The organism is Blautia fusiformis, from assembly GCF_020686995.1.
Classification (GTDB): domain Bacteria; phylum Bacillota; class Clostridia; order Lachnospirales; family Lachnospiraceae; genus Blautia_A; species Blautia_A fusiformis.
Window position 1 is genome coordinate 249080 of record NZ_JAJEPT010000002.1, and the last position, 23882, is coordinate 272961.

20 protein-coding genes are annotated in these 23882 nt (G+C 44.2%); 19 read left to right on the top strand and 1 reads right to left on the bottom strand.

Annotated elements, in window-relative coordinates; translation table 11 throughout:
- The first annotated feature begins 3 nt into the window (after positions 1-3).
- Entirely contained in the window at positions 4-759 is a 756-nt protein-coding gene (locus tag LKD46_RS03080) for a sulfite exporter TauE/SafE family protein (protein WP_021650384.1), read from the top strand.
- Positions 760-843: 84 nt separating this feature from the next.
- On the opposite strand, the gene LKD46_RS03085 is transcribed toward LKD46_RS03080, so the two are convergent.
- On the bottom strand, positions 844-1977 hold the full coding sequence (locus LKD46_RS03085) for a hypothetical protein (RefSeq protein WP_110102460.1): 1134 nt from the start codon (positions 1975-1977) through the stop codon (positions 844-846).
- Between the two features lie 218 nt (positions 1978-2195).
- Here LKD46_RS03085 and LKD46_RS03090 point away from each other — a divergent pair, with 218 nt between their 5' ends.
- From LKD46_RS03090 to LKD46_RS03175, 18 genes are all read left to right on the top strand, one after another.
- A complete protein-coding gene (locus LKD46_RS03090) occupies positions 2196-3638 on the top strand; it encodes an efflux RND transporter periplasmic adaptor subunit (protein ID WP_110102461.1) in 1443 nt (480 codons plus the stop codon).
- Entirely contained in the window at positions 3635-4306 is a 672-nt protein-coding gene (locus LKD46_RS03095; RefSeq protein ID WP_015524653.1) for an ABC transporter ATP-binding protein, read from the top strand. Before LKD46_RS03090 ends, LKD46_RS03095 begins: the two co-directional genes overlap by 4 nt.
- 4 nt (positions 4307-4310) lie before the next feature.
- Positions 4311-6392, top strand: coding sequence for a hypothetical protein (locus LKD46_RS03100; RefSeq protein WP_110102462.1), 2082 nt, complete (start codon positions 4311-4313; stop codon positions 6390-6392).
- 21 nt (positions 6393-6413) lie between these two features.
- Entirely contained in the window at positions 6414-7676 is a 1263-nt protein-coding gene (locus LKD46_RS03105; protein ID WP_021650388.1) for an ABC transporter permease, read from the top strand.
- Positions 7677-7945: 269 nt separating this feature from the next.
- Positions 7946-9562 (top strand): phosphoenolpyruvate--protein phosphotransferase, encoded by a 1617-nt coding sequence (gene ptsP, locus LKD46_RS03110; protein ID WP_015524657.1) that lies wholly within the window; start codon positions 7946-7948, stop codon positions 9560-9562.
- A 285-nt stretch (positions 9563-9847) separates the two neighbouring features.
- Complete coding sequence (locus LKD46_RS03115) at positions 9848-10717, top strand: DegV family protein (protein ID WP_015524658.1); 870 nt, start codon at positions 9848-9850, stop codon at positions 10715-10717.
- A 39-nt stretch (positions 10718-10756) separates the two neighbouring features.
- Complete coding sequence (argS, locus tag LKD46_RS03120) at positions 10757-12523, top strand: arginine--tRNA ligase (protein ID WP_110102463.1); 1767 nt, start codon at positions 10757-10759, stop codon at positions 12521-12523.
- 249 nt (positions 12524-12772) lie between these two features.
- Positions 12773-14038, top strand: a complete 1266-nt coding sequence (locus LKD46_RS03125) for a serine/threonine protein kinase (protein ID WP_021650392.1) — start codon at positions 12773-12775, stop codon at positions 14036-14038.
- Positions 14016-14999, top strand: coding sequence for a hypothetical protein (locus LKD46_RS03130; protein ID WP_021650393.1), 984 nt, complete (start codon positions 14016-14018; stop codon positions 14997-14999). The genes LKD46_RS03125 and LKD46_RS03130 overlap by 23 nt, the downstream gene beginning before the upstream one ends.
- Before the next feature lie 46 nt (positions 15000-15045).
- Entirely contained in the window at positions 15046-15693 is a 648-nt protein-coding gene (locus tag LKD46_RS03135) for an HAD family hydrolase (RefSeq protein WP_110102464.1), read from the top strand.
- Between the two features lie 32 nt (positions 15694-15725).
- The gene (locus LKD46_RS03140; protein ID WP_022427116.1) at positions 15726-16520 is read left to right on the top strand and encodes a CPBP family intramembrane glutamic endopeptidase; all 795 of its coding nucleotides are present in this window, start codon (positions 15726-15728) and stop codon (positions 16518-16520) included.
- 280 nt (positions 16521-16800) lie between these two features.
- The gene (locus tag LKD46_RS03145; protein ID WP_092068887.1) at positions 16801-17175 is read left to right on the top strand and encodes a GntR family transcriptional regulator; all 375 of its coding nucleotides are present in this window, start codon (positions 16801-16803) and stop codon (positions 17173-17175) included.
- Positions 17168-18070 (top strand): ABC transporter ATP-binding protein, encoded by a 903-nt coding sequence (locus LKD46_RS03150; protein ID WP_059085567.1) that lies wholly within the window; start codon positions 17168-17170, stop codon positions 18068-18070. The genes LKD46_RS03145 and LKD46_RS03150 overlap by 8 nt, the downstream gene beginning before the upstream one ends.
- A complete protein-coding gene (locus LKD46_RS03155; RefSeq protein ID WP_110102465.1) occupies positions 18045-20228 on the top strand; it encodes a DUF6449 domain-containing protein in 2184 nt (727 codons plus the stop codon). The genes LKD46_RS03150 and LKD46_RS03155 overlap by 26 nt, the downstream gene beginning before the upstream one ends.
- On the top strand, positions 20228-20995 hold the full coding sequence (locus LKD46_RS03160) for a pseudouridine synthase (protein ID WP_110102466.1): 768 nt from the start codon (positions 20228-20230) through the stop codon (positions 20993-20995). The genes LKD46_RS03155 and LKD46_RS03160 overlap by 1 nt, the downstream gene beginning before the upstream one ends.
- A gap of 179 nt (positions 20996-21174) precedes the next feature.
- Positions 21175-21918: a 30S ribosomal protein S2 gene (gene rpsB / locus LKD46_RS03165; RefSeq protein WP_044960678.1), complete on the top strand. Its 744-nt coding sequence runs from the start codon at positions 21175-21177 to the stop codon at positions 21916-21918.
- A gap of 36 nt (positions 21919-21954) precedes the next feature.
- Entirely contained in the window at positions 21955-22893 is a 939-nt protein-coding gene (gene tsf, locus LKD46_RS03170; protein ID WP_110102467.1) for a translation elongation factor Ts, read from the top strand.
- Positions 22894-23076: 183 nt separating this feature from the next.
- Positions 23077-23844 (top strand): zinc ribbon domain-containing protein, encoded by a 768-nt coding sequence (locus LKD46_RS03175; RefSeq protein WP_110102468.1) that lies wholly within the window; start codon positions 23077-23079, stop codon positions 23842-23844.
- Positions 23845-23882: the final 38 nt, after the last annotated feature.

Consider the following 23882-nt stretch of genomic DNA (forward strand, 5'->3'; position numbering starts at 1 on the left):
ATCATGCAGCCGACAATCTATACATTTCTGATCGTTTGCCCACTTGTATTTCTTGCCGGATTTGTAGATGCTGTAGCAGGCGGGGGAGGACTGATCTCCCTGCCTGCTTATCTTTTGGCCGGAGTTCCTGTACATAATGCTGTTGCCACCAACAAGCTGTCATCAGCAACAGGAACATTGATCTCAACTGTCCGTCTGTGCAAAAATAAATTTGTGGACTGGATCCTGGTGCTTCCATGTATTCCAATGGCACTCCTGGGATCTTCCATAGGAGCTCACCTTGCTCTTATAGCCAGTGATAAGCTCCTGCGTTATATGCTGATCCCTGTTCTTCCGGTGGTTGCTTTTTATGTGCTGCGCAAGAAAAATATGGATGAGAAGGGTGGCGAGATCGCCAGAAAAAAACAGATCCTGCTCTGTGCCGTATGCTCTCTTGCTGTAGGATGCTACGATGGATTTTATGGACCAGGAACAGGAACTTTTCTCCTGCTTTTGTTTACAGGATTGGGAAAAATGAGTGTGGCAAAAGCATCCGGTACCATGAAGGTTACCAACCTCTCTTCTAATGTAGCGGCTCTTGTTGTATTTCTGCTCAGCGGAAAGATTGTGATCATGCTTGGAATTGCAGCGTCAGTGTTCTCGATCGCAGGACATTATACCGGTGCAGGTATGGTTATGAAAAACGGAAGCCGGATCATACGGCCTATTATTCTTATAGTCCTTGCATTGCTTTTTATAAAGATCATATCCGGAATATAAAAAAGAAGAATATAAAAAACCCGTGAAGATCACGCTTTCCTGTCAGAGAAAGCAGATATTCACGGGTTTTCTAGCTTTTATTCTTTATTCGTTATCTTCGGTAGAATCTTCAGGAACCGGTGAAGCGGTAAGAGTTCCGAAGATGGCATTGCCCAGTTCGGTACCTGCATTTTCAAGCTTCCAGGATGCACCATCGTTTGTGAGATGGAAGGTAGCAGTGGCAGTTATGGTTGCCTGATTATTCCTGATACTGTCCAGAAGCAGTTCATGTGATTTGTTGTAACGCTTCTGGGAACCGTCGATCACTGCATCAGCAGAAGCCAGATAAGTATTCAATTCTTTTTCGTACTGTGTAAGAATGGAATTACTGTCAAATGTGGTAAGCTCTGCGTCCACTTCAGCAAGATATCCGGAAACAGAGGTGCTTGATATTTTGTAGTTAAAACAGGAGTGAAACTGTTCCATAAGGGCAGAGGCAATGGCGTTTTTTGCCGAATCTGAAGTGTTCAGAATGGAATCCAGCCCCAAATAATTAGCCATCTGCTTTACATCCATTTCCTGAAGCGTTTTCAGATAGACGGTAAGCGTTTCGGCAGGCGGCACAAGATCAGGATCGGACAGATAGGTGATAAGGCCACCGACCAGATCATTTTCGAGAGAGGAACTGTGCGTAATCTCCCAGTCAGGTTCTGAAGAAGATCCAAGATTGTTTAGTTGGATGGAAGTATTGCGTTCTACAGAACTGTACGTGTTATTCTTGAGAAGCTTGTACAGGAGCAGATAACGCTGCTCCAGGGAATTTCCGTTATCATTTTCTTTACCGGAGGCGGTTTCCAGTATTTCTTCCTGAAGGCTTGCAGAAACAAAATCACTGGCAAGAGCCTCAGCATCCAGAGTAGTAAGCTTAAGCTGCGCAGAAGCATTTTTTTCGTCGCTATCAACGGATATACCTAGGATTTTGTAATCGAAATTCTGAAAGAAGAGAGAAAATACTTCTTTTATGTCAGCAGAAAGCTTTGTGCTGTCATCAGAATCCGGAAACAGTTCCTGATAGGATATGTACTGCATGGTTGTTTCAGAGTCCAGATTTTTAAGAAGATCCAGATCTTTTTTGATCGCCTTCTCCGCATGAGCTTTGGCCGACTGGGAGCAGCTACATAAAAAAACTGAGAGAAGAATGATCATCAAGAAAGCCAGCAGATGTTTCACTGTCTTCATATTGTTCTTTCCTTTCAAAAAAGTTATATTACAACATTTTAGCAGATAAAGTACCGAAAGTCAAAATATCGCAAAAATGGAGAAAAAGGAGACTTTTTTATGAAAAATCTGTGAAATCTGCATCGTTTTCTTCAGGGACTTTTCTTTTTAGAGTGAATCTGCTATGATGTTTGAAGCAACAGATAGTTTTAGTACGATGCTGAGAAAAGGGGACAGATATGAAAAAACGTATTTTGATCGCACTTGGAGTCCTTGTACTTGCAGCCGGTATCGGAGCCGGTGGATGGTATTATTATACACATCATGCAGGGTCCGCAGGAGGCAGCGATATTGTATATGTAACAAAGATAAGCAAGCTTTCGGAAATGGATTCCGGAGTGGAAAACCGATATGCAGGTGTTGTGGAACCGCAGGAAACGGTTCAGGTAAAGATCGAAAGCGGCCGAAAGGTAAAAGAAGTTCAGGTAAAGACCGGTCAGGAAGTCAAGAAAGGGCAGCTTCTTTTTCAGTATGATCTTGGAAGTATCCAGCAAAGTCTTCAGGAAGCACAGCTGGCCTTGGACCGCCTGAAAAACGAACAGTTAAGTATATCTGATCAGATTACTACACTGGAAGCTGAGAAAAAGAAAGCTACAGCAGATAATCAGCTTTCCTATACAATAGAGATCGAAACACAGAAAATGAATCTTAAGAAGAATGAATATGATCAGAAAAGCAAACAGGCAGAGATCGATAAGCTTTCCCAGGCAACGCAGAATACCGAGGTGCGTAGTGAGATCGATGGAGTGATCCAGAAGATCGATACCTCCAAGATGGGCGGTGATGATTCTGAGGGCGTGGAGGATACGCTGACAGAAGGCACGACGGATTCCACAGATTCCAGTTCCGGAAACAGCTCCGGCAATGCATTTATCACGCTCCTGAGTACAGGTGCTTATCGTGTAAAGGGAACGGTAAACGAAATAAACCGTGATTCGATCATAGAGGGAACTCCTGTGATCATTCGTTCCAGGGTGGATTCTTCAAAAACCTGGAAGGGCACCATGGGCTCTGTTGACCTGGATAATTCTACCAGCAACAGCAGTTCGGATATGGCAATGTTCGGAATGTCCAGTGCCAGTGATGATCAGACATCATCCAGTACCTATCCGTTTTATGTGAATCTGGATTCATCTGAGGGTCTGATGCTGGGGCAGCATGTGTATATTGAACCGGACGAAGGACAGGATGAGAAGAAGTCCGGTATCTGGCTGAACGATTATTTTATCGTGGATGCGGATACAGACAGCCCATATGTCTGGATCGCAAACGGTCAGAACAAGCTGGAGAAGAGAGATGTCATATTAGGACAGTATGATGAAGATCTTGGGGAATATGAGATCGCAGACGGACTTTCTGAAAAAGATAAGATCGCATTTCCGACAGATGAGCTGAAAGAAGGTATGTCTGTCACAGAAGGTACTGCAGATCAGACTACAGCGGCGATGTGGGATGATTCCGAGGATGATGAAAGTATTGATGATTCTGCGTACACGGAAAGTGATGGCTCAGAGCCTGAAATGATCGAAGATGGAGCTGTAGACAGTGATATGATGGATGCGACAGACGATATTTCTTCGGGAGATGACCTTGTTCCGATGGAAGGAGCGCCGACAGAATGATTTTGGATTTAAAAGGAATATATAAGGATTATCAACAGGGGAAAATGACGGTACCTGTATTGAAAGATGTAGATTTTTCCATGGAGGAGGGAGAATATGTGGCGATCATGGGACCTTCTGGTTCCGGAAAGACTACACTGATGAATATTATCGGATGCCTGGACAAACCTACCAAGGGAACTTTTCTCCTGAATGGAGAAGATATTGCCAAATGTACAGAGAATGAGATGTCAGATATCCGTCTGAAAACGATCGGATTTGTATTTCAGAGCTTTCATCTCCTTCCAAGGCAGAGTGCGCTGACAAATGTGGAACTGCCGCTGAATTATGCAAGGGTTCCCAAAAAGGAGCGCCGGGAACGTGCACGAAAAGCTCTGGAGCGTGTAGGCCTTGCCGACAGGGTGGATTTTAAGCCCAACCAGCTTTCCGGAGGACAGATGCAGAGAGTGGCTATTGCAAGAGCGATCGTAAACAATCCCAAGCTTTTGCTTGCAGATGAGCCTACCGGGGCACTGGATACGAAATCGGGAGCACAGGTTATGGAACTGTTTCAGAAGCTGAACGATGAGGGAGTTTCTGTGCTGATGATCACACATGACCCGGAGATCGCGGCACATGCCAAACGGGTTGTTATGATCCGTGACGGTGAGCTGCAGGAAAAGAGGTGATAGAATGAAAGTGGTGAAGAGAGTGATCGTTGGTGTACTGGTTGCGGCATTGGCAGCCGGAGGAATCTACACAGGGCTTATGCATGTGAAAGAATCCAAGGTAACAGAGGTGCCGGTAACCAGCGTCAGCAATCTTCAGACGGACTGGTATTCAGAGACAACACTGGATGGAACCATCACCACGAATGTTTCTCAGAATGTAAATATGGATAAAGATATGATCATCGAGAAAATATATGTATCCCAGGGTGATGATGTAAAAAAAGGCGATAATCTGATCTCCTTTGATATGACACTTGTAGAGATGGAACTGAATATTGCAAAGCTGAAACAGCAGAAGCAGGAGCAGGATCTGACCAAAGCACAGAACCGTCTGACAAGTCTTCAGAATGGAGGTCCCATCGAAGACAGTACAGACAGTACTGATGATACGGACCTGAATCTTACAGGTGGTGATACAGGAGGTGACGGAGAAATGACAAATACCGATACACCTTCCGGAAGTGACGGAGACGAGGATATGCAGTCAACTACCGGTTCCGCGGCTACTACAGATGGTAGCTATCTTGCAGCGGCTTCCTCCAGGCCATTACTTCTCAGTGCCTTTACAGATACAGAAGGAGATCTTGAAGATTCTGCAGAGGAAGTTACCGAAGAAATGCCGTCCGGAGAAACGACGGACAGTGAAACAGAGCAGATGACCGGAGATGACACAGCGGATATGGAAGAGGATACAACTGCATCCGATGAGGATCTGATCATGGATCCGACCTACCAGGATCCTACTGCCAATGATATTACAGACGGAGAGACTACGGACTGGGGTTCCGGAGAAGATGACACCCCAACGGTATCTCCGACACCGACTCCCACACTGGGACCCAATGAGCTTCCTGATCCCAATATAACAGAACCGGAAATTCCGGGGATCACAGATGGTGAACCGGAATTTTATCAGAAGCTGGATTATACTTCTCAGCCGTTTACAGGAACCGGTACGGAAGAAGATCCCTATGTTTTTCTTGTAAGCAGTGCCAAAGGCAAAGTTACGGTGATGGGATCCTTCTTTAACAGAATGGCGGGATACAGTGAGGATGGAACCAAAGTGGTCCAGAAAGGCGGCAGCTGGTTCCAGCTGGAGTTTCATGAGAATGATACCATTGCTGATTTTCAGGACAGAACACTTTCCTGTACAGGATATTATCTGATCGATGGAAGTCTTCTTGAAAATCCGGTATATATGTATGCGGAAACAGAATTTACACTGGACGAGGCTTCCAAATATGACAAAAATGATGATGAGATACCGGATGACAGCGGTGATGGAGATGACGGTACTGATGGCACAACCATGTCAAGAGAGGATGCGATCAAGATCCAGAAAAACAAGATCGCAAGTTTGAAACTGGATATTGAGGAAAATAATCTGAAAATCACTAAGCTGGAGAACAAAATAAAAAACAAGCTGATAACAAGCAAACTGGATGGAACGGTTGCTTACATCGGAGATGAAGTCACAGGTTCTTATAATGGAGATGCTTTTCTGAAAGTAAAAAGTAAGGATGGTTTTTATGTTACCGGAACGGTCAGCGAACTGATGCTGGATCAGATGAAGGAGGGAACACTTCTTCAGTGTACCAGTTATAATTCCGGCAGCTTTGAGGCGAAGGTACTGAATGTATCCGATTACCCGGTGGATTCTTCAAATGCTTATTATGGTGGAGATTCTAATCCCAATGTATCGTATTACACCTTTAATGCAGAGATCACAGATCGTTCATTGCAGTTTACCGACCAGGATTATGTGACGGTATCTCTGAAGTCAAATAAACTTGCCGAAGGCAGTATGGTTGTGATGAAGGCATTTATCCGTACGGAAAATGGAACCAGCTATGTATACAAAGACGTGAAGGGAACACTGAAAAAGCAGCAGATCACAGTGGGAAGCATTGTAAACAGCGGATATTATGCAGTTGTAACTTCAGGTCTGAAATCCGATGATCTTCTTGCTTTCCCATATGGTGATGCCGTGAAGGAGGGAGCCAAGACAAAAGAAGTGACTTTGGATGATATGTACAATGAATAAATAACAGGAAGGAGAAATTTCATGTTTGAAAATATACGCCTGGCTTTTCAGGGAATATGGTCACATAAGATGAGATCCTTTCTGACCATGCTGGGTATTATTATTGGTATTGCATCTATTATTGCAATTGTATCTACGATCAAAGGTACCAGTGAGCAGATCAAGGAAGATCTGATCGGGTCCGGAAACAATACCGTACAGGTTATGCTCTATGACGGAGACAGTACATACGATATGGATTATGGTTCTTACGGAAGCTCGGCCACACCGCCGGTTATTTCTGATTCCCAGAAAACGGCGATCGGAGATTTGGATCATGTGATCAGTTCTACATTTTATTACAGTAGCCAGTCTGCCAGTGTTTATTATAAAAACACAAGCTTTCAGGGCGGAACCGTGTACGGGATCGACAGCAATTATCTGAAAACGATGGGATACCTGGTCCAGTCCGGGCGGGGATTTGTACAAAAAGATTATGACAGCTACCGAAAGGTTGCTCTTGTGGATTCCAATGCTGCACAGAATATTTTCGGAAGTGAGAGCCCTGTAGGGAAAACCATTGAGGTGGGATCAGAACCGTATATCATTGTAGGTGTGATCACTCAGAGTGAGGACAGCATGCCGAAGATCAATACGATTTCTGAATACGAGGAATATTCGCAGACGATCATGGGAAGCGTGATGATCCCGGATACTACCTGGCCTGTTGCATTTAAATTTGATCAGCCGCAAAATGTGACAGTCCGTGCAGACAGCACAGATAATATGAGTTCTGTAGGAAAAGCAGCAGAGGATATTCTGAATACAGGGATCCAGAATGAAAAAAACAAATCGAACTTTAAATATAAAGCGGAAGACATTATGGAGAAGGTTAAGAATCTCCAGAAGCTCAGCGAAAGTACCAATCAGCAGCTGATCTGGATCGCAAGTATCTCCCTGCTTGTTGGTGGTATCGGTGTTATGAATATCATGCTTGTATCTGTCACAGAACGTACCAGCGAGATCGGACTGAAAAAAGCTATCGGAGCAAGAAAAAAAGTGATCCTGGGACAGTTTCTGACGGAAGCTTCGGTGCTGACCAGTATCGGAGGAATCATTGGTGTGGTCCTTGGAATCATCCTGTCAAAAATGGTGTCTCAGGTGTCAGGAGCACCAACAGCCATCAGCGTTCCGGCTATCATCGGCTCTGTGGTATTTTCCATGCTGATCGGTCTGATCTTCGGACTTCTCCCATCTGTAAAGGCAGCTAATCTTAATCCGATCGATGCCCTTCGCAGTGAATAAAAAGATATACATACATATAGCATCTGCAATTGCCGGAAGGATTCCGGCGGCAGATGCTTATTTTTATATCTGAAAGTATTGTTCAGGTTTTATGAAGCTCTGCGGTCTTTATTTTGTCACTTTTGCTGTATATATGACAAAAAAAGAAAGTATAAATAGAGTTTTTACAGGTTTTTTAGAGATCATAAAAAAATCGTGGCAGAATCTTTGGATAGTATGATATAATACATCATAAGTGGGCAAATATAAAAACAGAAGGAGATAATTTCATGAAGGTTTTGGAAGGTAAATCTGTATTTTCCGGTATTGCGATCGGTAAGATCTCGATCCTCCAGAAAGTTGACGCCAGTGTTAAACGTGTTCACGTGGAGGATCCGGAAGAAGAGGTAAAGCGTGTGGAGGCAGCCAGAGAGCAGGCTGTGGCACAGCTTCAGAAGCTTTATGACAAGGCTCTTCAGGAAGTTGGAGAGTCCGGAGCGGCAATCTTTGAGGTTCATCAGATGATGCTGGATGATGATGACTATCTGGATTCCATCCACAACATTATCCGTACAGAGTCTGTAAATGCAGAATATGCGGTTGCAACAACTGGTGATAACTTCTCATCAATGTTCGCACAGATGGACGACGATTATATGAAAGCGAGAGCAGCTGATGTAAAGGATATCTCAGACCGTCTGGTACGTGTGCTTTCCGGCCATGGAGATGGAGAGCTTGAAGCATCCGAGCCGGTGATCGTAGTTGCAGAGGATCTTGCACCAAGTGAGACTGTACAGATGGATAAGAGCAAGGTTCTTGCTTTTGTCACAAGAAAAGGTTCTTCTAACTCACATACTGCGATTCTTGCGAGAACCATGAATATTCCGGCGCTGATCAATATTGAATACGATGAGTCCATGGACGGTAAGATGGCAGTCGTAGACGGAAAGAGCGGAAATCTGATCGTTGAGCCGGATGCAGAGACCCTTAAAAAATATGAGGATATGCGTGCCGATGAACTTGCACAGCGTGCAATGCTCAAAGAGCTGAAAGGTAAAGAAACTGTTACCAAGAGCGGTCGTAAGCTCCACCTTTATGCCAACATCGGAAGTACAGGTGATGTTGCGAATGTACTTGCCAATGATGCGGAAGGCATCGGACTTTTCCGAAGTGAGTTCGTATACCTGGAAAAAGAAGACTATCCTACAGAGGAAGAGCAGTTCCAGGTTTACAAGACCGTAGCTCAGAATATGGCCGGCAAAAAAGTTATCATTCGTACTCTGGATATCGGAGCGGACAAGCAGATCGATTATTTTAATATGGCGCATGAGGAGAACCCTGCAATGGGATATCGTGCGATCCGTATCTGTCTGGACCGTCCGGAAGTATTTAAGACACAGTTGAGAGCGCTTTTCCGTGCAAGCATGTTCGGAAATATTTCCATCATGTATCCGATGATCATCTCTGTAACAGAGGTGAAGCAGATCAAGGCTATTGTAGCAGAAGTAAAAGCAGAGCTTAAGGAACAGGGGATCCCGTTCCGTGATGACGTGGAGCAGGGTATCATGATCGAGACTCCGGCAGCTGTTATGATCAGTGATCTTCTTGCAAAAGAGGTTGATTTCTTCAGTATCGGAACCAATGATCTGACCCAGTATACACTGGCTATTGACCGTCAGAATGCAAAGCTTGACAACATTTATGATTCCCATCATGAGGCAGTTCTCCGTATGATCCAGATGGTTGTGGATAATGCACACAAAGAAGGTATCTGGGCCGGAATCTGTGGTGAGCTTGGTGCGGACACTACACTTACTGAGAGATTTGTAGAGATGGGACTGGATGAGTTGTCCGTATCTCCGACATTTGTTCTTCCGGTTCGAAAGATCGTAAGAGAAATGAAATAAGACACAGATCATAAATAGATAAGGATATTTTTGATAAATAGTGTGACAGCTGTTGTGCATAAATATTTGTATGGCAGCTGTTTTTTTTAGTTACTGTTCACTGGTAATATTCCGCGAGGTGTTTTTTATGAGCGAAGGTCACAGAAAATTTCCAATTGTGGTATAGAAAAAAATATGATACACTAACATCATGGATTTCTACAGCAGTTCAAAGAATTAGTCCATCAGGGGCTGATGCATTAATTCTTTGAACTGTGAGATAACAGACCAGGAGGAGAGAAAAGAATGGGCAAAATTGCCATTGTAACAGACAGCAACAGCGGTATCACACAGGCCCAGGCCGAAGAGCTTGGCGTTTATGTGATACCGATGCCGTTTTATATTAATGAAAAAATGTATCTTGAAGGTGTAACTCTCACACAGGAAGAGTTTTATGAGAAGCTTAAGAAGGATGAACCGATCTCCACATCTCAGCCAAGTCCGGCTGATCTCTGTGATCTGTGGGACAAGCTTCTGAGAGATTATGAGGAAATCGTTCATATTCCGATGTCAAGCGGACTGAGTGCATCCTGTTCTACTGCAATGGGACTTGCTATTGATTATAATGGTCGTGTTCAGGTAGTGGACAATCAGCGGATTTCCGTAACACAGAGACAGTCTGTAATGGATGCTAAGATGCTTGCCGAGGCAGGAAAAAGTGCTGCAGAGATCAAGAAGATCCTTACAGATCAGAAACTCGATTCCAGTATTTATATCACACTTGACACCCTGAAATATCTGAAAAAAGGTGGCAGGATCACACCGGCAGCAGCAGCCATCGGAACGGTTCTGAACCTGAAGCCTGTACTTCAGATCCAGGGAGAGAAGCTGGATGCCTACGCCAAGGTCCGTGGCAAGAAGCAGGCCAAACGTGCCATGCTGAAGGCAATGAAGAATGATTGGGAAACACGTTTTAAGGAATACGCATCTGACGGTGAGATGTGTCTTCAGGCTGCTTATACAGGAAATCTGGAAGAAGCAGAAGAATTTAAAAAAGAGATCCAGGAGGTATTTCCGGGAATGGAGATACATATGGATCCCCTTTCTTTAAGTGTTGCCTGCCATATCGGTTATGGTGCCCTTGCAGTCGCATGTTCAAGAAAAGTGACATTATAAGCATAAAATACAGAAACAAAGATATGAGGAGTTTGAAACATGAAGAAGATTATGGAACAGATGGCGGAAGAACTTTCCGCAGCATTTGAAAAAGCAGGTTATGATCCGTCTTACGGAAAAGTTACTGTTTCCAACAGACCGGACTTATGTGAGTATCAGTGTAACGGTGCTATGGCAGGAGCCAAAGCATATCACAAGGCACCGTTTATGATCGCTGATGATGTGGTAGCACAGCTGTCAGACAGCCGGATCTTTTCCAGAGCAGAAGTTGTAAAGCCTGGATTTATCAACCTGGATGTGAAACCGGAATTTGTTGCAGAATACATGAATAAGATGGCAGAGGACGAGAAGCTTTCTGTTGAGACTGCCAAGAATCCGAAGACGATCATTATCGACTATGGCGGACCAAACGTTGCCAAGCCGCTTCACGTAGGACATCTCCGTTCTGCGATCATCGGTGAGAGCATCAAGCGTATCGGACGTTTTGTAGGACATAAGGTGATCGGTGATGTACATCTTGGAGACTGGGGCCTTCAGATGGGACTGATCATCACCGAGCTGAAACACCGGAAACCGGAGCTGGTATATTTTGATGACAGCTTTACCGGTGAATATCCGGCAGAAGCACCGTTTACCATCAGCGAGCTGGAAGAGATCTATCCATGTGCCAGTGGGAAGTCCAAAGAGGATGAGGCTTACCGTAATGAGGCACTGGAGGCAACCCACCTTCTTCAGCAGGGTAAACCCGGATACATGGCTCTCTGGAACCACATCATGAATGTATCTGTAACAGACCTTAAGAGAAACTACGCGAATCTGAACGTAGATTTTGACCTCTGGAAAAAAGAATCCGATGCACAGCCATATATTCCGGATATGGTAGAGGATATGAAGAAGCGAGGATTTGCCTATGAGGACCAGGGTGCTCTTGTTGTAGATGTAAAAGAAGAGAGTGATACCAAGGAGATCCCTCCATGTATGCTTCTGAAATCAGACGGAGCTTCTCTCTATACGACCACAGACCTTGCTACTATCGTAGAGCGTATGAAACTCTTTCAGCCGGATGAGATCCTTTATGTTGTTGACAAGCGTCAGGAGCTGCATTTTATCCAGGTATTCCGCTGCGCAAGAAAAACCGGTCTTGTAAATCCGGAGACCAAGCTTTCCTTCCTTGGTTTCGGTACCATGAATGGAAAAGACGGTAAACCGTTTAAGACAAGAGAAGGCGGTGTTATGCGTCTGGAGAACCTGATCGCAGATATTGATGAGGAAATGTATCGTAAGATCGTGGAGAATCGCAGTGTAAAAGATAAAGATGCAAAGGATACTGCCAAGATCGTAGGACTTTCCGCAATCAAATACGGAGATCTTTCCAACCAGGCGACCAAGGATTACATCTTTGATGTTGACCGCTTTACATCCTTTGAGGGAAATACAGGTCCGTATATCCTTTATACTATCGTTCGTATTAAGTCAATCCTGAACCGTTATGTACAGGAGGGAGGAGATTTAAGTACAGGTAAGATCCTTCCGGCAGTCAATGTCAGTGAGAAGAACCTGATGCTTCAGCTTTCCGGCTTTGCGGCAATGGTTGAGAACGCTTTTGAAGAAAAAGCACCACATAAGATCTGTGCATATATCTATGAGGTATCCAATGCATTTAACAGCTTTTACCATGAGACCAAGATCTTAAGCGAAGAGGATCAGGCACAGAAGGAATCCTTCCTTCAGCTGCTCCAGCTTACAAGAAGAGTGCTTGAGACAAGCATCGATCTTCTTGGATTCTCTGCACCGGATCGTATGTAAGGTATAGCTTTGCAGATACAAACACTATGAATAATGACAGACCGCCGGATAAAGAGATATTTTTGTCTGCTATATCCGGCGGACTTTTTTATATAGAAAGTTCTTTGCAAAAAGAACAGGACGTGCTATAATAGGACTTATCCTAAACGAGGGCAGATCACGAATATCTGCCTGACTATAAGTTATCTGTTTTTTCAAACCGGAATTCACCGGATTATCCCAAATCAATAAGAAATGTAAGCATAAATATTGTCTGACAGAAATGAGAGGAAGGTGATCTGTCTGATCGGAAATGTTCTGAAAGAACGTTATTGTATTGTAGAACAAATTGGACATGGCGGAGGTGGAAGCCTTTATCTGGCAAAAGATATGGAACTTGGTATCTGCCGTGCAGTGAAAGAGATACCGATCGCAAAGAAAAAAGAAGCCAGACTCATGCAGCATCTGGAATATCCTGCAATACCGAAGATTATCGATTATGTGGAAACAGGGGAGTACTGTTATCTGATCATGGAATATATCAAGGGTCAGTCGCTGGGAGAACTTCTCCGTTCAGGAAAACGGTTTTCTTTACGGGAAATCCTTGCTCTGGGAAAGGAGATTGCCAGAGTATTGGAATATCTTCACAGTCGGAAGCCACCGGTCTGTTACGGGGACCTGAAACCGGATAATCTTATGTTTTCTGAAACCGGGCATCTGTATCTGATAGATCTTGGAAGTGCCATGTTCGATCATGGAAAAAGAAAACAGATCTGTGAAGGAACGAAAGGCTATGCGGCGCCGGAGCAGTATCAGGGCTACTTAAGACCGGGAAGTGATATTTATGCTCTGGGGAAGACCCTGGAAAAGCTTTGCGGAAAAAAGAAATGGCAGTGGATTTTATATCCGGATTTTTTCTGGCTTCTGTTCCGATGTACCAGAAAACAGGAAAAATACAGATATTCGGATATGTCAGTGGTTCAGAAGAAAATCCAAAAGCTGGAAAACAGATATCGGATGATCACTTGGAGAAAACGATTTCTGGAAGCGGCAGCTGCAGGGATTCTGATAGGAACACTGATCTTGATAGCAGGATTGCTGAAAACGGAAGAATTTTCTGTGGCGATCTCAGAAGTAACAGATTTGTATTACGAAGCCAGACAGTATCCGGAAGACTCAAAAGATCGGGAAAAGTGCTGTATGGCAGCGGAAAAGAGACTCCAGAGGTTAAGTAGAAATTATGGGGAAAAAGAACAGCAGCGTCGTATTGAGCTATTGCTGGCATGGAATGCGGAGCTTTTGTGTGAACCGGAAAAAGCGGCTTTATATTATGAAAATCTTCTTCTGTATGATGCAGAATATCCTGTGGCTTACGGAGAATATGGGATGTTTCTTATTCGGACCGGGCAGAAAGAGGCCAGCAGAAAGCTGTGGGAAGATTATAAAAAGAAAGAAAAAGCGGAATTACTGGATGACAGTGAAAGCAGAAATCTGCAGCTTTGGGAGGAGATTAATGAGAAAAAGAAGAGAAAGTGATCAGAAAAAACCAAAAGAAATGAAAATTACTAGTAGGAAAACCTGTTTTATTGTTTTGTTTCTGCTGGTCTTATGCAGATGGATGATCCCTTCCATTGCTGTCTATGGATTTGATGTGTCAGGAATGGATAGTTTTGATACCGGCGGATTTGATATGAATGTGGGAGAAGGAACCGGACAGCTACCGGAAGACTGGGAAGAAAGCTATGCAGGAGAAGGAAGTGATGATAGTAATTGGAACAGAGAAGAAGGAAATACTGAGGAGTATTCCGCTGCCTGGGCAGAATCAGAGAATGATCAGGAGGAGTCTGCACAATGGAATTTAGATTTTCAGACAGATGAGGTACGTTCTCAGGAAGAAAGCTTTATGGAAAATGGAGAAGATCCGGGGGTCGGGGGAGAAGGCTATGAAGTTCAGGAACCGGATATCAGACAAGATGAAAATCCGGGGATAACTATTCCGAAAGAAGCAGAGATAGCTGATACGCTTGCGGAAAAACTGACGGAAACGCCGATACCAACAAAACTGCCAATACTGACTGAACAACCAATCCCCATACAGACAGTGACAGCAAGTCCATCTGTAACGTTGACTCAAAAACCAGTTCGAAAGTCAGTGACAGATGCATCAAAGAGGGAGAAGAAGCAAAATCCGGCATTATCTTACTATCGGACAGAACCAACAGGAACGTCGGATAGGAAAAAAGAAAAAGAGCAAAAACCGGTGATCCGAATGAAAACAGACGGTAACAGGATCCGGATAGAGATCAGTCCGGATATTCCGTTCCAGATCCTTTCATTTCGGATCAATGGAAAAGAATGTGATTTTTACTGGCAGGGAAAAAAGCTTCTGGCGGAATTACCGAAAAAAAGCAGAAATCCCTGGAAAGCAGAACTCATGGGTTTTGTGAAATCCGGGAAGCTGTACTATGAAACCATGGACTTACCAGAAAAACAGTGATACAATAGGCATACTTACTGATTATTTTATACAACAGGAGGAATTTATGTATAAGGCAATCTTTTTTGATCTGGACGGAACACTGACAGAATCCGGAGAGGGGATTACGAAATCTGTACAGTATGCACTGGAGAAGCTTGGAGTTTCGGCACCGGAGCTGGAGCCATTGAAGGTTTTTGTGGGTCCGCCGCTTCTGGAACAGTTTATGAAATATGCGGGATTTGATAAAGAGACAGCGCAGAAGGGAATCGAATATTACAGAGAGCGGTATTCAGAAAAAGGAATGTATGAGAATACCGTTTATCCGGGCGTGGAAAACACTCTGGCAGAACTGAAACGTCGTGGCTACAGAATGGCTGTGGCGTCTGCGAAACCGACCTTTTACGTAACACAGATCATGGACCATTTTAATCTGAGCCGGTATTTTGAGGTGATCGCCGGGACGGACCTCAATGGACCGAAAGTAACCAAATCTCAGGTGATCGAGGAAGCTCTGGAAAGAATGAGCCTTTCTGACCACCGTGACCAGGTGATCATGGTGGGTGACAGAGAACATGACATTCTTGGAGCCAGACGATGCGGGATCCAGTGTGTGGCTGTATCTTACGGATATGGAAGCATAGAAGAACTGGAAAAGGCACAGCCTCTTCAGATCGTAGCTTCCGCAGATGAACTTCTGAATTTTTTCGTCTGACCCCTCTGCACAAACAGAATATTTTTCAAATAGTGTGGAGGGAGCTTTATCCGGCAGGAATCCATTATCTTATCGGACAGATCCTCGGAAGCGCCGTGCTTCTCTGGCTGGCAGGGCATGTCGGCAACGCACAGGAAAGGTACTATAGTTATACGCTGGTGATCACCGGACTTACCGGAGTGCTGGTTATGTTTCCGGCAGTATATTTTTACCGGAAGGATCGTATAGGAAGGCTGATCGGCGGTTTGACTTCCGTTGAGGAACAAAGGCTATCTATTCCTGAAATGCTGCTTCTTCTTGCTGCTGGAGCCGGATTTGCCCAGTATGCCAATGTGCTGGTGGCGATTCTGCAGAACTGGATCTCATCCAGCTATGGAGAGACGATGACGAAGATCACCTCAGGAAAGAGTTTGTTTATGATGATCTTTTGGATGGGGATCATAGCGCCCGTTGCAGAAGAAATGATCTTTCGCTGGCTGATCTATCTGCGACTTCGGGATCACTTTTCAGTGCTGGTTTCCGCTGTGATCTCTGCGGCGTTTTTCGGAATTTATCACGGAAATGTCCTGCAGGCTGTGTATGCGTTTGTTCTGGGAGGGATTTCTGCGTGGTTTCTGGAGATGGGCGGTAATAAGTGGACCAGTGTGCTGATGCACATCGGAGCCAATACCTGGATACTTATTTTCAGTGAATACGCCCAGACTCTGGTGGAAAAAGCCGGAGCAGGAAGCCTTCTGATGATCTATGGTGTTTTTGCGGCAGCGATGATCGGAGGATATCAGTATTTTGCGCGCCGGGGAGAAAAACGTGGCTACCGGGCTGTTTGATCCAATGTGGATCACGAATATCTGCCTGCTACTGGATCAGGCAGAGTGATAGATGAATATTTGCTTTACAGAGAATCTGTAGTGGAATCATAGTATAAGGATGCCATTACAGATTTTTTTTATAAAAATATGCCGGAATCTTTTGCTGCCGGTAAATTTATATAGATTTTATATTTATTTAAGAGACCATTTCTTGCGTACCTTTGTATCGTGTGCTATCATAAGTGTATTAAAAGAATTAATACACTTAATACACAGATTACAGAGAAAGGAGCGTCGTATGTTATTCTTGGACTATCAGGACAGACGTCCCATTTACGAGCAGATCGTAGAGAAATTCCGGATGCTGATCCTGTCAGGAGCTGTGGAGCCATCTTCCAAGATGCCGTCTGTGCGGCAGCTGGCCGTGGAATTATCCATCAATCCCAATACCATCCAGCGGGCATATATGGAACTGGAGCAGCAGGGGCTGATCTGTCCGGTGAAGGGAAAAGGCAGTTTTGTCACAGACAGCGGCAGGATCAGGCAGATCGGTATGGAAGAAACCTTAAGTGAGCTGAAAAAGATCACAGAAAAGGGAATGGCTCTGGGAGTAGGGGAGGAAGAAATGATCGGTGTGATCCGCTTATGCTATAAGGAGGGAAACAATGATTGAGATAAAAAACTGCAGCAAAGCTTTTGGTAAGATACAGGCAGTAAATAAGGTCACCATGGATATCGGGGAACGGGAGGTTTTTGGACTGATTGGCTCCAACGGTGCGGGAAAAAGTACTCTGCTCCGTATCATGGCCGGGATCATCCGTCAGGACAGAGGAGAGGTGCTGATGGATGAAGAACCGGTTTTTGAAAATGAAAGGATCAAAGAGCATTTTTTCTACATCCCGGACGATGCATATATTCCGGCAAATTACAATGCTCTGGACATGGCAGAATTTTACCGTTGTATTTATCCGGGATTTCAGCAGGCGCGTTTTGAGACAATGATGAAGCAGTTTCATCTGGATGGAAAACGAAAAATCAGCACTTTTTCCAAGGGAATGAAGAAACAGCTTCTGGTGATCCTGGGAATCAGTACAGGAACGAAATATCTGTTTTGTGATGAAACCTTTGATGGCCTGGACCCGGTAATGCGCCAGGCAGTAAAAAGTATTTTTGCATCGGAGATCATGAGTCGTGAATTTACGCCGGTGATCGCTTCCCATAATCTCCGTGAGCTGGAAGATATCTGCGATCACATCGGGCTTCTTCATCAGGGAGGAATTCTCCTTTCCAGAGATCTGGAGGATATGAAATTCCACATCCATAAGATCCAGTGTGTACTTACTGACAAAAAGAAAGAAGAAGAATTAAAGAAAGAGCTGGAGGTTTTGAAAACAGAGCATCAGGGCTCCCTGTTGCTTATTACTGCAAGGGGAACAAGAAGAGAGATCATGGAGAAGATACAGGCAAAAAATCCTCTTTTCTGCGAAGTGCTCCCACTGACTCTGGAAGAAATATTTATCAGCGAAACGGAGGTGGCAGGCTATGAAGTCAAAAATTTATTCCAGTGAGTATATGAAATCCTCTTCTAAAGGACAAAGATGGATCCCGGCATTTGCCATGATCGCATTTCTCCTTGCATTTCCGGTAGCGGAACTTATTCTGATGGGAAAATGGAATGAGCGCAGTTATACTCAGAGTCAGCTTTCCTATCTGTATTCCAGCCTGTGGAGCAGTGACTTTCTCACAATGGGAGCAGCTGTGGCTGCGGTAACCGCATTTTTGGCAGCAGTAAGCGGCTTCTGGTATCTGTATTCCCCGAGAAAAGTGGATTTCTATCACAGCCTTCCGGTAAAGCGAAGTGCACTGTTTCTGCACAGAGTATTGTTGGCTGTTCTTTATTATCTGGTGCCATATGTGATCATGGAATTTGCTGCGGTATGCATCGGGGCAGCCAGAGGATATTACAGCCTTTCCATTATGAAAAAGGCACTGATCCTGCTGGTGCTCCATCTCCTGATGTATCTTCTGGTGTATTTTTCCACAGTGCTGGTGATCGCCTGCACCGGTACCATGTTGATGGGAGCACTTGCATGGGTAGGGCTGTTTACCTACAGTATCGTTCTGGCAGTGATGCTGCAGTTAAGCGGACATTTATTTTTTGATACCTGGTACGAGGGCAGTTACGGAATTCTGGCAGCAGTGCGGAATCTGGGATCTCCTCTTATGGTGATCGTAAGCTTTATAGATAGATACAGCAGCGGAAGCTTTGGAAAGCAGTTGCTGATACTGATCCTCACGCTGTTTATCATGGCAGCACTTTCCTGGATGGCATTTTGCAGACGAAGGTCAGAGAATACCGGAAAAGCTCTGGTATATACCTGGATGGAGCCGGTCTTAAGTGCCCTGCTCACAATACCATCCGGACTGGGGATCGGTCTGATCTTTTATATGATTCCGGAAGATTCATCCAAAACAGCATGGTGGATCTTCGGAATGATACTGGGAACGATCCTGGTCCATGGAATTCTGGAAGTGATCTATGAAATGGATTTTCGCAGATTTTTCCGCAGAAAAGTGCAGCTTATGATCCTTGGAGGTGTTGTGGCAATCTGTGCGCTGACCATGAAAATGGATCTTCTGGGATATGACAGTTATTTTCCGGCTTATGACAATCTTCAGGGAGTTGTGATAAATGTAAGCAATCTTTCATATACAGAGCAGCTTTGCAATGTGGAAAAAAAAGAAAACGGAATCTATAAGATCCGGTATACTGCCACCTCAGACAATAGTTCCGGTCTGCTGGATCAGCCGGTGATGAAAAGTAAAGCATTATATAACAGTCTGAAGGATATCAGGCTTCAGAATGAAAAAGGAAAAAAATCAGGAAGGCGCATGTATGTGCGCTACATAAATAAACAGGGATTCAGTGTATGCAGAGGCTATATTGTATCCTCTGCACAGGCACAGAATCTTATGGAAGCCCTGTATGATGAGCAGACATGGAAAGAAGACAGATATTCATTTTTCCAGCTGGACAAACAGTATCTGAAAGAGGTTACCGGTATTTTCTGTGACGGAGATATTCATTCTTTATTTGAAAAAAATGCAGAGAAGCGTCAGGCACTGGCAGAGGCACTGAGAAAGGACATTCTGGAAAACGGCGGTCAGACAGTAAAAGACCAGCCATGTGCAATGCTGATGTTCGATTATACGGGAATTCCGTCAGAAGGCTACATGGATGAATGGGGAATGAATGTACCGGCTGTGCAGGAAGGAGAGAATGTGTCCACCTCCGTTCTGGTGTATCCGTCATATAAGAGAACACTTGCAATTTTGGAAGAAACAGGATATCCTCTTTCTATGGATGAGCTGTCTGTTGAGTATATTGATGTTTATTACTTCAGCTCCGAAGCTGCCGGCGAAGATGATGAAGCTTTTTCCGACACTGAGCCCATTTCGGATCTTGAAGAAACAGAGAACGGTTATAAAGTCCGTTACGATAAAAAGGAACAGCTGGAAGCCCTGAAAAAATGTATCCGTCCATCACAGCTGGTAAACGGATGGACTATCTGGAATGCAGATGCCACAATGGAAGTGGTTCTGGAAGGACAAGAGAGCACCGGCGGGGATTCCGGACTTTATATGACATTTGTCGGTGAGATCCCGGATTTTATCAGAGCAGATGCAAAGGCAGCCCATGTAACAGAATGGGAGGTAAATGATTAATGGAAAAACCAGTCCGGCTGGATAAATTTCTGGCAGATGCCGGCGCAGGTACAAGAAGCGAGGTAAAAAAATACATACAGAAGGGTCAGGTGCAGGTTAACGGGAAATCTGTGAAGAAACCGGAGCTGAAGGTAACAGAAGAAGATCAGGTGGTTATGAACGGGCAGGAGCTCCATGCTGCACCGGAATATGTATACTATCTTTTTAACAAGCCGGCAGGCTGTGTCAGCGCAACGGAGGACTTCAGAGATAAAACGGTTCTCGACTACATTGAAGAGAAAGACAGAAGAAAGGGTCTTTTTCCGGTGGGACGCTTGGATAAAGATACAGAAGGCTTTCTTCTGATCACAGATGACGGTCCTCTGGCACACGAGCTTCTTTCTCCGAAAAAGCATGTGGATAAGACCTACTATGCAAAAGTATCCGGGAAAGTGACAGAAGAAGATGTCGTGAAGCTGGCAGAAGGCGTGGATATCGGGGAAAAAGATCTCACACGACCGGCAAGGCTGGAGATCCTTTCTACCTGGGAGTCCGGCACAGAATCTGCAGAAGCCGGTAAGAACTGGGAATCTGAGATCCGACTTACCATCCACGAGGGAAAATTCCATCAGGTAAAACGGATGATGGAGGCACTGGGAAAAAAAGTAACTTATTTGAAAAGACTATCCATGGGGCCGCTGGCGCTTCCTTCAGATCTTCCGACAGGAAAATATCGTTCGCTCACCGAAAAAGAGCTGGAGCTTCTGAAGTCTGCCGGAAACCGCTGAAAAACAGAAAAAAATTGGAAAAATCCCCTTTACATAAGGGGATTTTCTATGCTATAATTCAGAAGTTGCAAAAATAAGCACGCACGGCGATTCTATAAGGATGGTGCCCTACGGTGTGAGGATGGGTCCAGAGAGAAGGCGACCTGTGCGGAAGAATTTAACCAAAAAGGAGAAAAGACATGAGCGTTATTTCAATGAAGCAGCTTTTAGAGGCAGGTGTTCATTTCGGACATCAGACAAGAAGATGGAACCCTAAAATGGCTCCGTACATCTACACAGAGAGAAATGGTATCTATATCATCGATCTTCAGCAGTCTGTAGGAATGGTTGACGATGCTTACAATGCAGTAGCAGATATCGTTGCCAACGGTGGACACATCCTTTTCGTAGGAACTAAGAAACAGGCTCAGGATGCTATCCGTACAGAGGCAGAGCGTTGTGGAGAGTTCTTCGTAAATGAGAGATGGCTTGGTGGTATGCTTACAAACTTCAAGACAATCCAGAGCCGTATCGCAAGACTGAAAGAGATCGAGACAATGGAAGCTGACGGAACATTCGACGTACTTCCTAAGAAAGAAGTTATCGAGCTTCGCAAAGAGCTTGTTAAGCTTCAGAAGAACCTTGGCGGAATCAAAGAGATGAAGAGAATCCCGGATGCTATCTTTATCGTAGATCCTAAGAAAGAGAGAATCTGCGTACAGGAGGCTCATACACTTGGAATCCCGCTTATCGGTATCTGCGATACTAACTGTGATCCGGAAGAGCTTGACTATGTGATCCCGGGAAATGACGATGCTATCCGTGCAGTAAAACTCATCGTTTCCAAGATGGCTGACGCTGTTATCGAGGCTAAGCAGGGAACTGCTGAGGCAGATGGCGAGATCGAGGCTGAGTCTGAGGAGTTTGCAGCTACAGAGGAATAATTCGTATAAACAGAATATTTCAGGAGGAAACGAACAATGGCTATTACAGCAGCACAGGTAAAAGAGTTAAGAGAGATGACCGGCGCCGGAATGATGGATTGTAAGAAAGCTCTTACATCTACAGATGGTGATATGGATAAAGCAGTTGAGTTCCTGCGTGAGAAGGGTCTTGCTACAGCACAGAAGAAAGCAAGCCGTATTGCAGCAGAGGGTCTTTGCAAAACTCTAGTAACAGAGGATGGAAAGAAAGCAGTCGTTGTTGAGGTTAATGCTGAGACAGACTTCGTTGCAAAGAACGAAAAATTCCAGAGCTATGTTGCAGATGTTGCAGCACAGGCACTTAACACAACAGCAGCTGATATCGATGCTTTCCTTGCTGAGGCATGGGCACTTGATACAACTAAGACTGTAAAAGAGGCTCTTGCAGCTCAGATCGCAGTAATCGGCGAGAACATGAACATCCGTAGATTTGCTCAGGTTGAGGAGCAGAACGGATTCATCGCTTCCTACACTCATATGGGTGGAAAGATCGGCGTTCTTGTAGACGTTGAGACAGATGTTGTTAACGATGCTGTTAAAGAGATGGCTAAGAACGTAGCTATGCAGATCGCAGCTCTGAAACCGCAGTACACAAGCGACAAGGAAGTAAGCGCTGACTATATCGAGCATGAGAAAGAGATCCTTATGGCTCAGATTCAGAACGACCCGAAGGAGTCCCAGAAACCGGCTAAGGTTATCGAGGGAATGATCACAGGACGTATTAAGAAAGAGCTCAAAGAGATCTGTCTTCTTGACCAGACATACGTAAAAGCAGAGGACGGAAAACAGTCCGTTGCTAAATACGTAGAGCAGGTAGCAAAAGAGAACGGCGCTAAGATCCAGATCAAAGGCTTCGTTCGCTACGAGACAGGCGATGGTCTTGAGAAAAAAGAAGAGAACTTCGCTGAGGAAGTTGCAAAGCAGATGGGTAAATAATCTGATATCTGCAGATCTTTAATAAGATCCATAAAACCCTTGAAAATCCAGTATTTTCAAGGGTTTTTCTTATATTATCCACTTCATATACTACATTATAAAATATGGATAGACTATAGTAACAGGAAGTTGCTTTTCAGAACATGGATCTATCTTTATAATAGGATAATGGAGGTGACGGCTATGGAAACAAAAAATGTAATCTTAAAACTTAGAACGGAAAGAGGAATGTCACAGGACGAGCTGGCAGATAAAATCATGGTAACGAGACAGGCTGTATCACGCTGGGAAAATGGAGATACCGTTCCGAATACTGATACACTTAAGCTCTTATCGAAAGAATTTGATGTATCGATCAATACGCTTTTGGGAGAACCCAGAAAGCTGATCTGTCAGTGCTGCGGGATGCCAATTGATGATGATTCCATATTGGGACGTGATAAGGATGGCACATTAAATGAGGAGTATTGTAAGTGGTGCTATGCAGATGGAACATACACATATAATGATATGGATGAATTGATTGATGTTTGTGTAAAGAATATGGTAAATGAAAGCTTTACCGAAGAACAGGCACGCACTTATCTGAAAGAAATGCTTCCAAAGTTAGATTACTGGAAAAGGTATGATGAACTTAGTGACAATGGGCAGTTTGAAGAGTTTAAAATGCAATTGATAAATGAAATAAATGATTTACATATAGATGGACTTCCAAGGGTAGACAGACTGAATGCACTTGTAGGTAAATATGTAAATCTGGAATATGCACTGCCAAATGGACAAAAAGTGAAATTTCTGGATGACCAGAAAACTTATCTGGGAAATCAAATGGAATCTGAATTCGGAGGGGACAGATACTTCGGTATTCTGGCAAATATGGATTTTATTATGATATGTACATATGAGAAAGACGGTGAAAATCCTGAATTGGTTATATACAAAAAAAGATGAGTATAGTATGCGGATTAGTGATTAGTTTCGTTACCGTT

Coding starts and splice junctions, on each gene's coding strand:
- LKD46_RS03080 (WP_021650384.1), top strand. CDS start 4: ATGCAGCCGACAATCTATACATTTCTGATCGTTTGCCCACTTGTATTT.
- LKD46_RS03085 (WP_110102460.1), bottom strand. CDS start 1,977: ATGAAGACAGTGAAACATCTGCTGGCTTTCTTGATGATCATTCTTCTC.
- LKD46_RS03090 (WP_110102461.1), top strand. CDS start 2,196: ATGAAAAAACGTATTTTGATCGCACTTGGAGTCCTTGTACTTGCAGCC.
- LKD46_RS03095 (WP_015524653.1), top strand. CDS start 3,635: ATGATTTTGGATTTAAAAGGAATATATAAGGATTATCAACAGGGGAAA.
- LKD46_RS03100 (WP_110102462.1), top strand. CDS start 4,311: ATGAAAGTGGTGAAGAGAGTGATCGTTGGTGTACTGGTTGCGGCATTG.
- LKD46_RS03105 (WP_021650388.1), top strand. CDS start 6,414: ATGTTTGAAAATATACGCCTGGCTTTTCAGGGAATATGGTCACATAAG.
- ptsP (WP_015524657.1), top strand. CDS start 7,946: ATGAAGGTTTTGGAAGGTAAATCTGTATTTTCCGGTATTGCGATCGGT.
- LKD46_RS03115 (WP_015524658.1), top strand. CDS start 9,848: ATGGGCAAAATTGCCATTGTAACAGACAGCAACAGCGGTATCACACAG.
- argS (WP_110102463.1), top strand. CDS start 10,757: ATGAAGAAGATTATGGAACAGATGGCGGAAGAACTTTCCGCAGCATTT.
- LKD46_RS03130 (WP_021650393.1), top strand. CDS start 14,016: ATGAGAAAAAGAAGAGAAAGTGATCAGAAAAAACCAAAAGAAATGAAA.
- LKD46_RS03135 (WP_110102464.1), top strand. CDS start 15,046: ATGTATAAGGCAATCTTTTTTGATCTGGACGGAACACTGACAGAATCC.
- LKD46_RS03145 (WP_092068887.1), top strand. CDS start 16,801: ATGTTATTCTTGGACTATCAGGACAGACGTCCCATTTACGAGCAGATC.
- LKD46_RS03150 (WP_059085567.1), top strand. CDS start 17,168: ATGATTGAGATAAAAAACTGCAGCAAAGCTTTTGGTAAGATACAGGCA.
- LKD46_RS03155 (WP_110102465.1), top strand. CDS start 18,045: ATGAAGTCAAAAATTTATTCCAGTGAGTATATGAAATCCTCTTCTAAA.
- LKD46_RS03160 (WP_110102466.1), top strand. CDS start 20,228: ATGGAAAAACCAGTCCGGCTGGATAAATTTCTGGCAGATGCCGGCGCA.
- rpsB (WP_044960678.1), top strand. CDS start 21,175: ATGAGCGTTATTTCAATGAAGCAGCTTTTAGAGGCAGGTGTTCATTTC.
- tsf (WP_110102467.1), top strand. CDS start 21,955: ATGGCTATTACAGCAGCACAGGTAAAAGAGTTAAGAGAGATGACCGGC.
- LKD46_RS03175 (WP_110102468.1), top strand. CDS start 23,077: ATGGAAACAAAAAATGTAATCTTAAAACTTAGAACGGAAAGAGGAATG.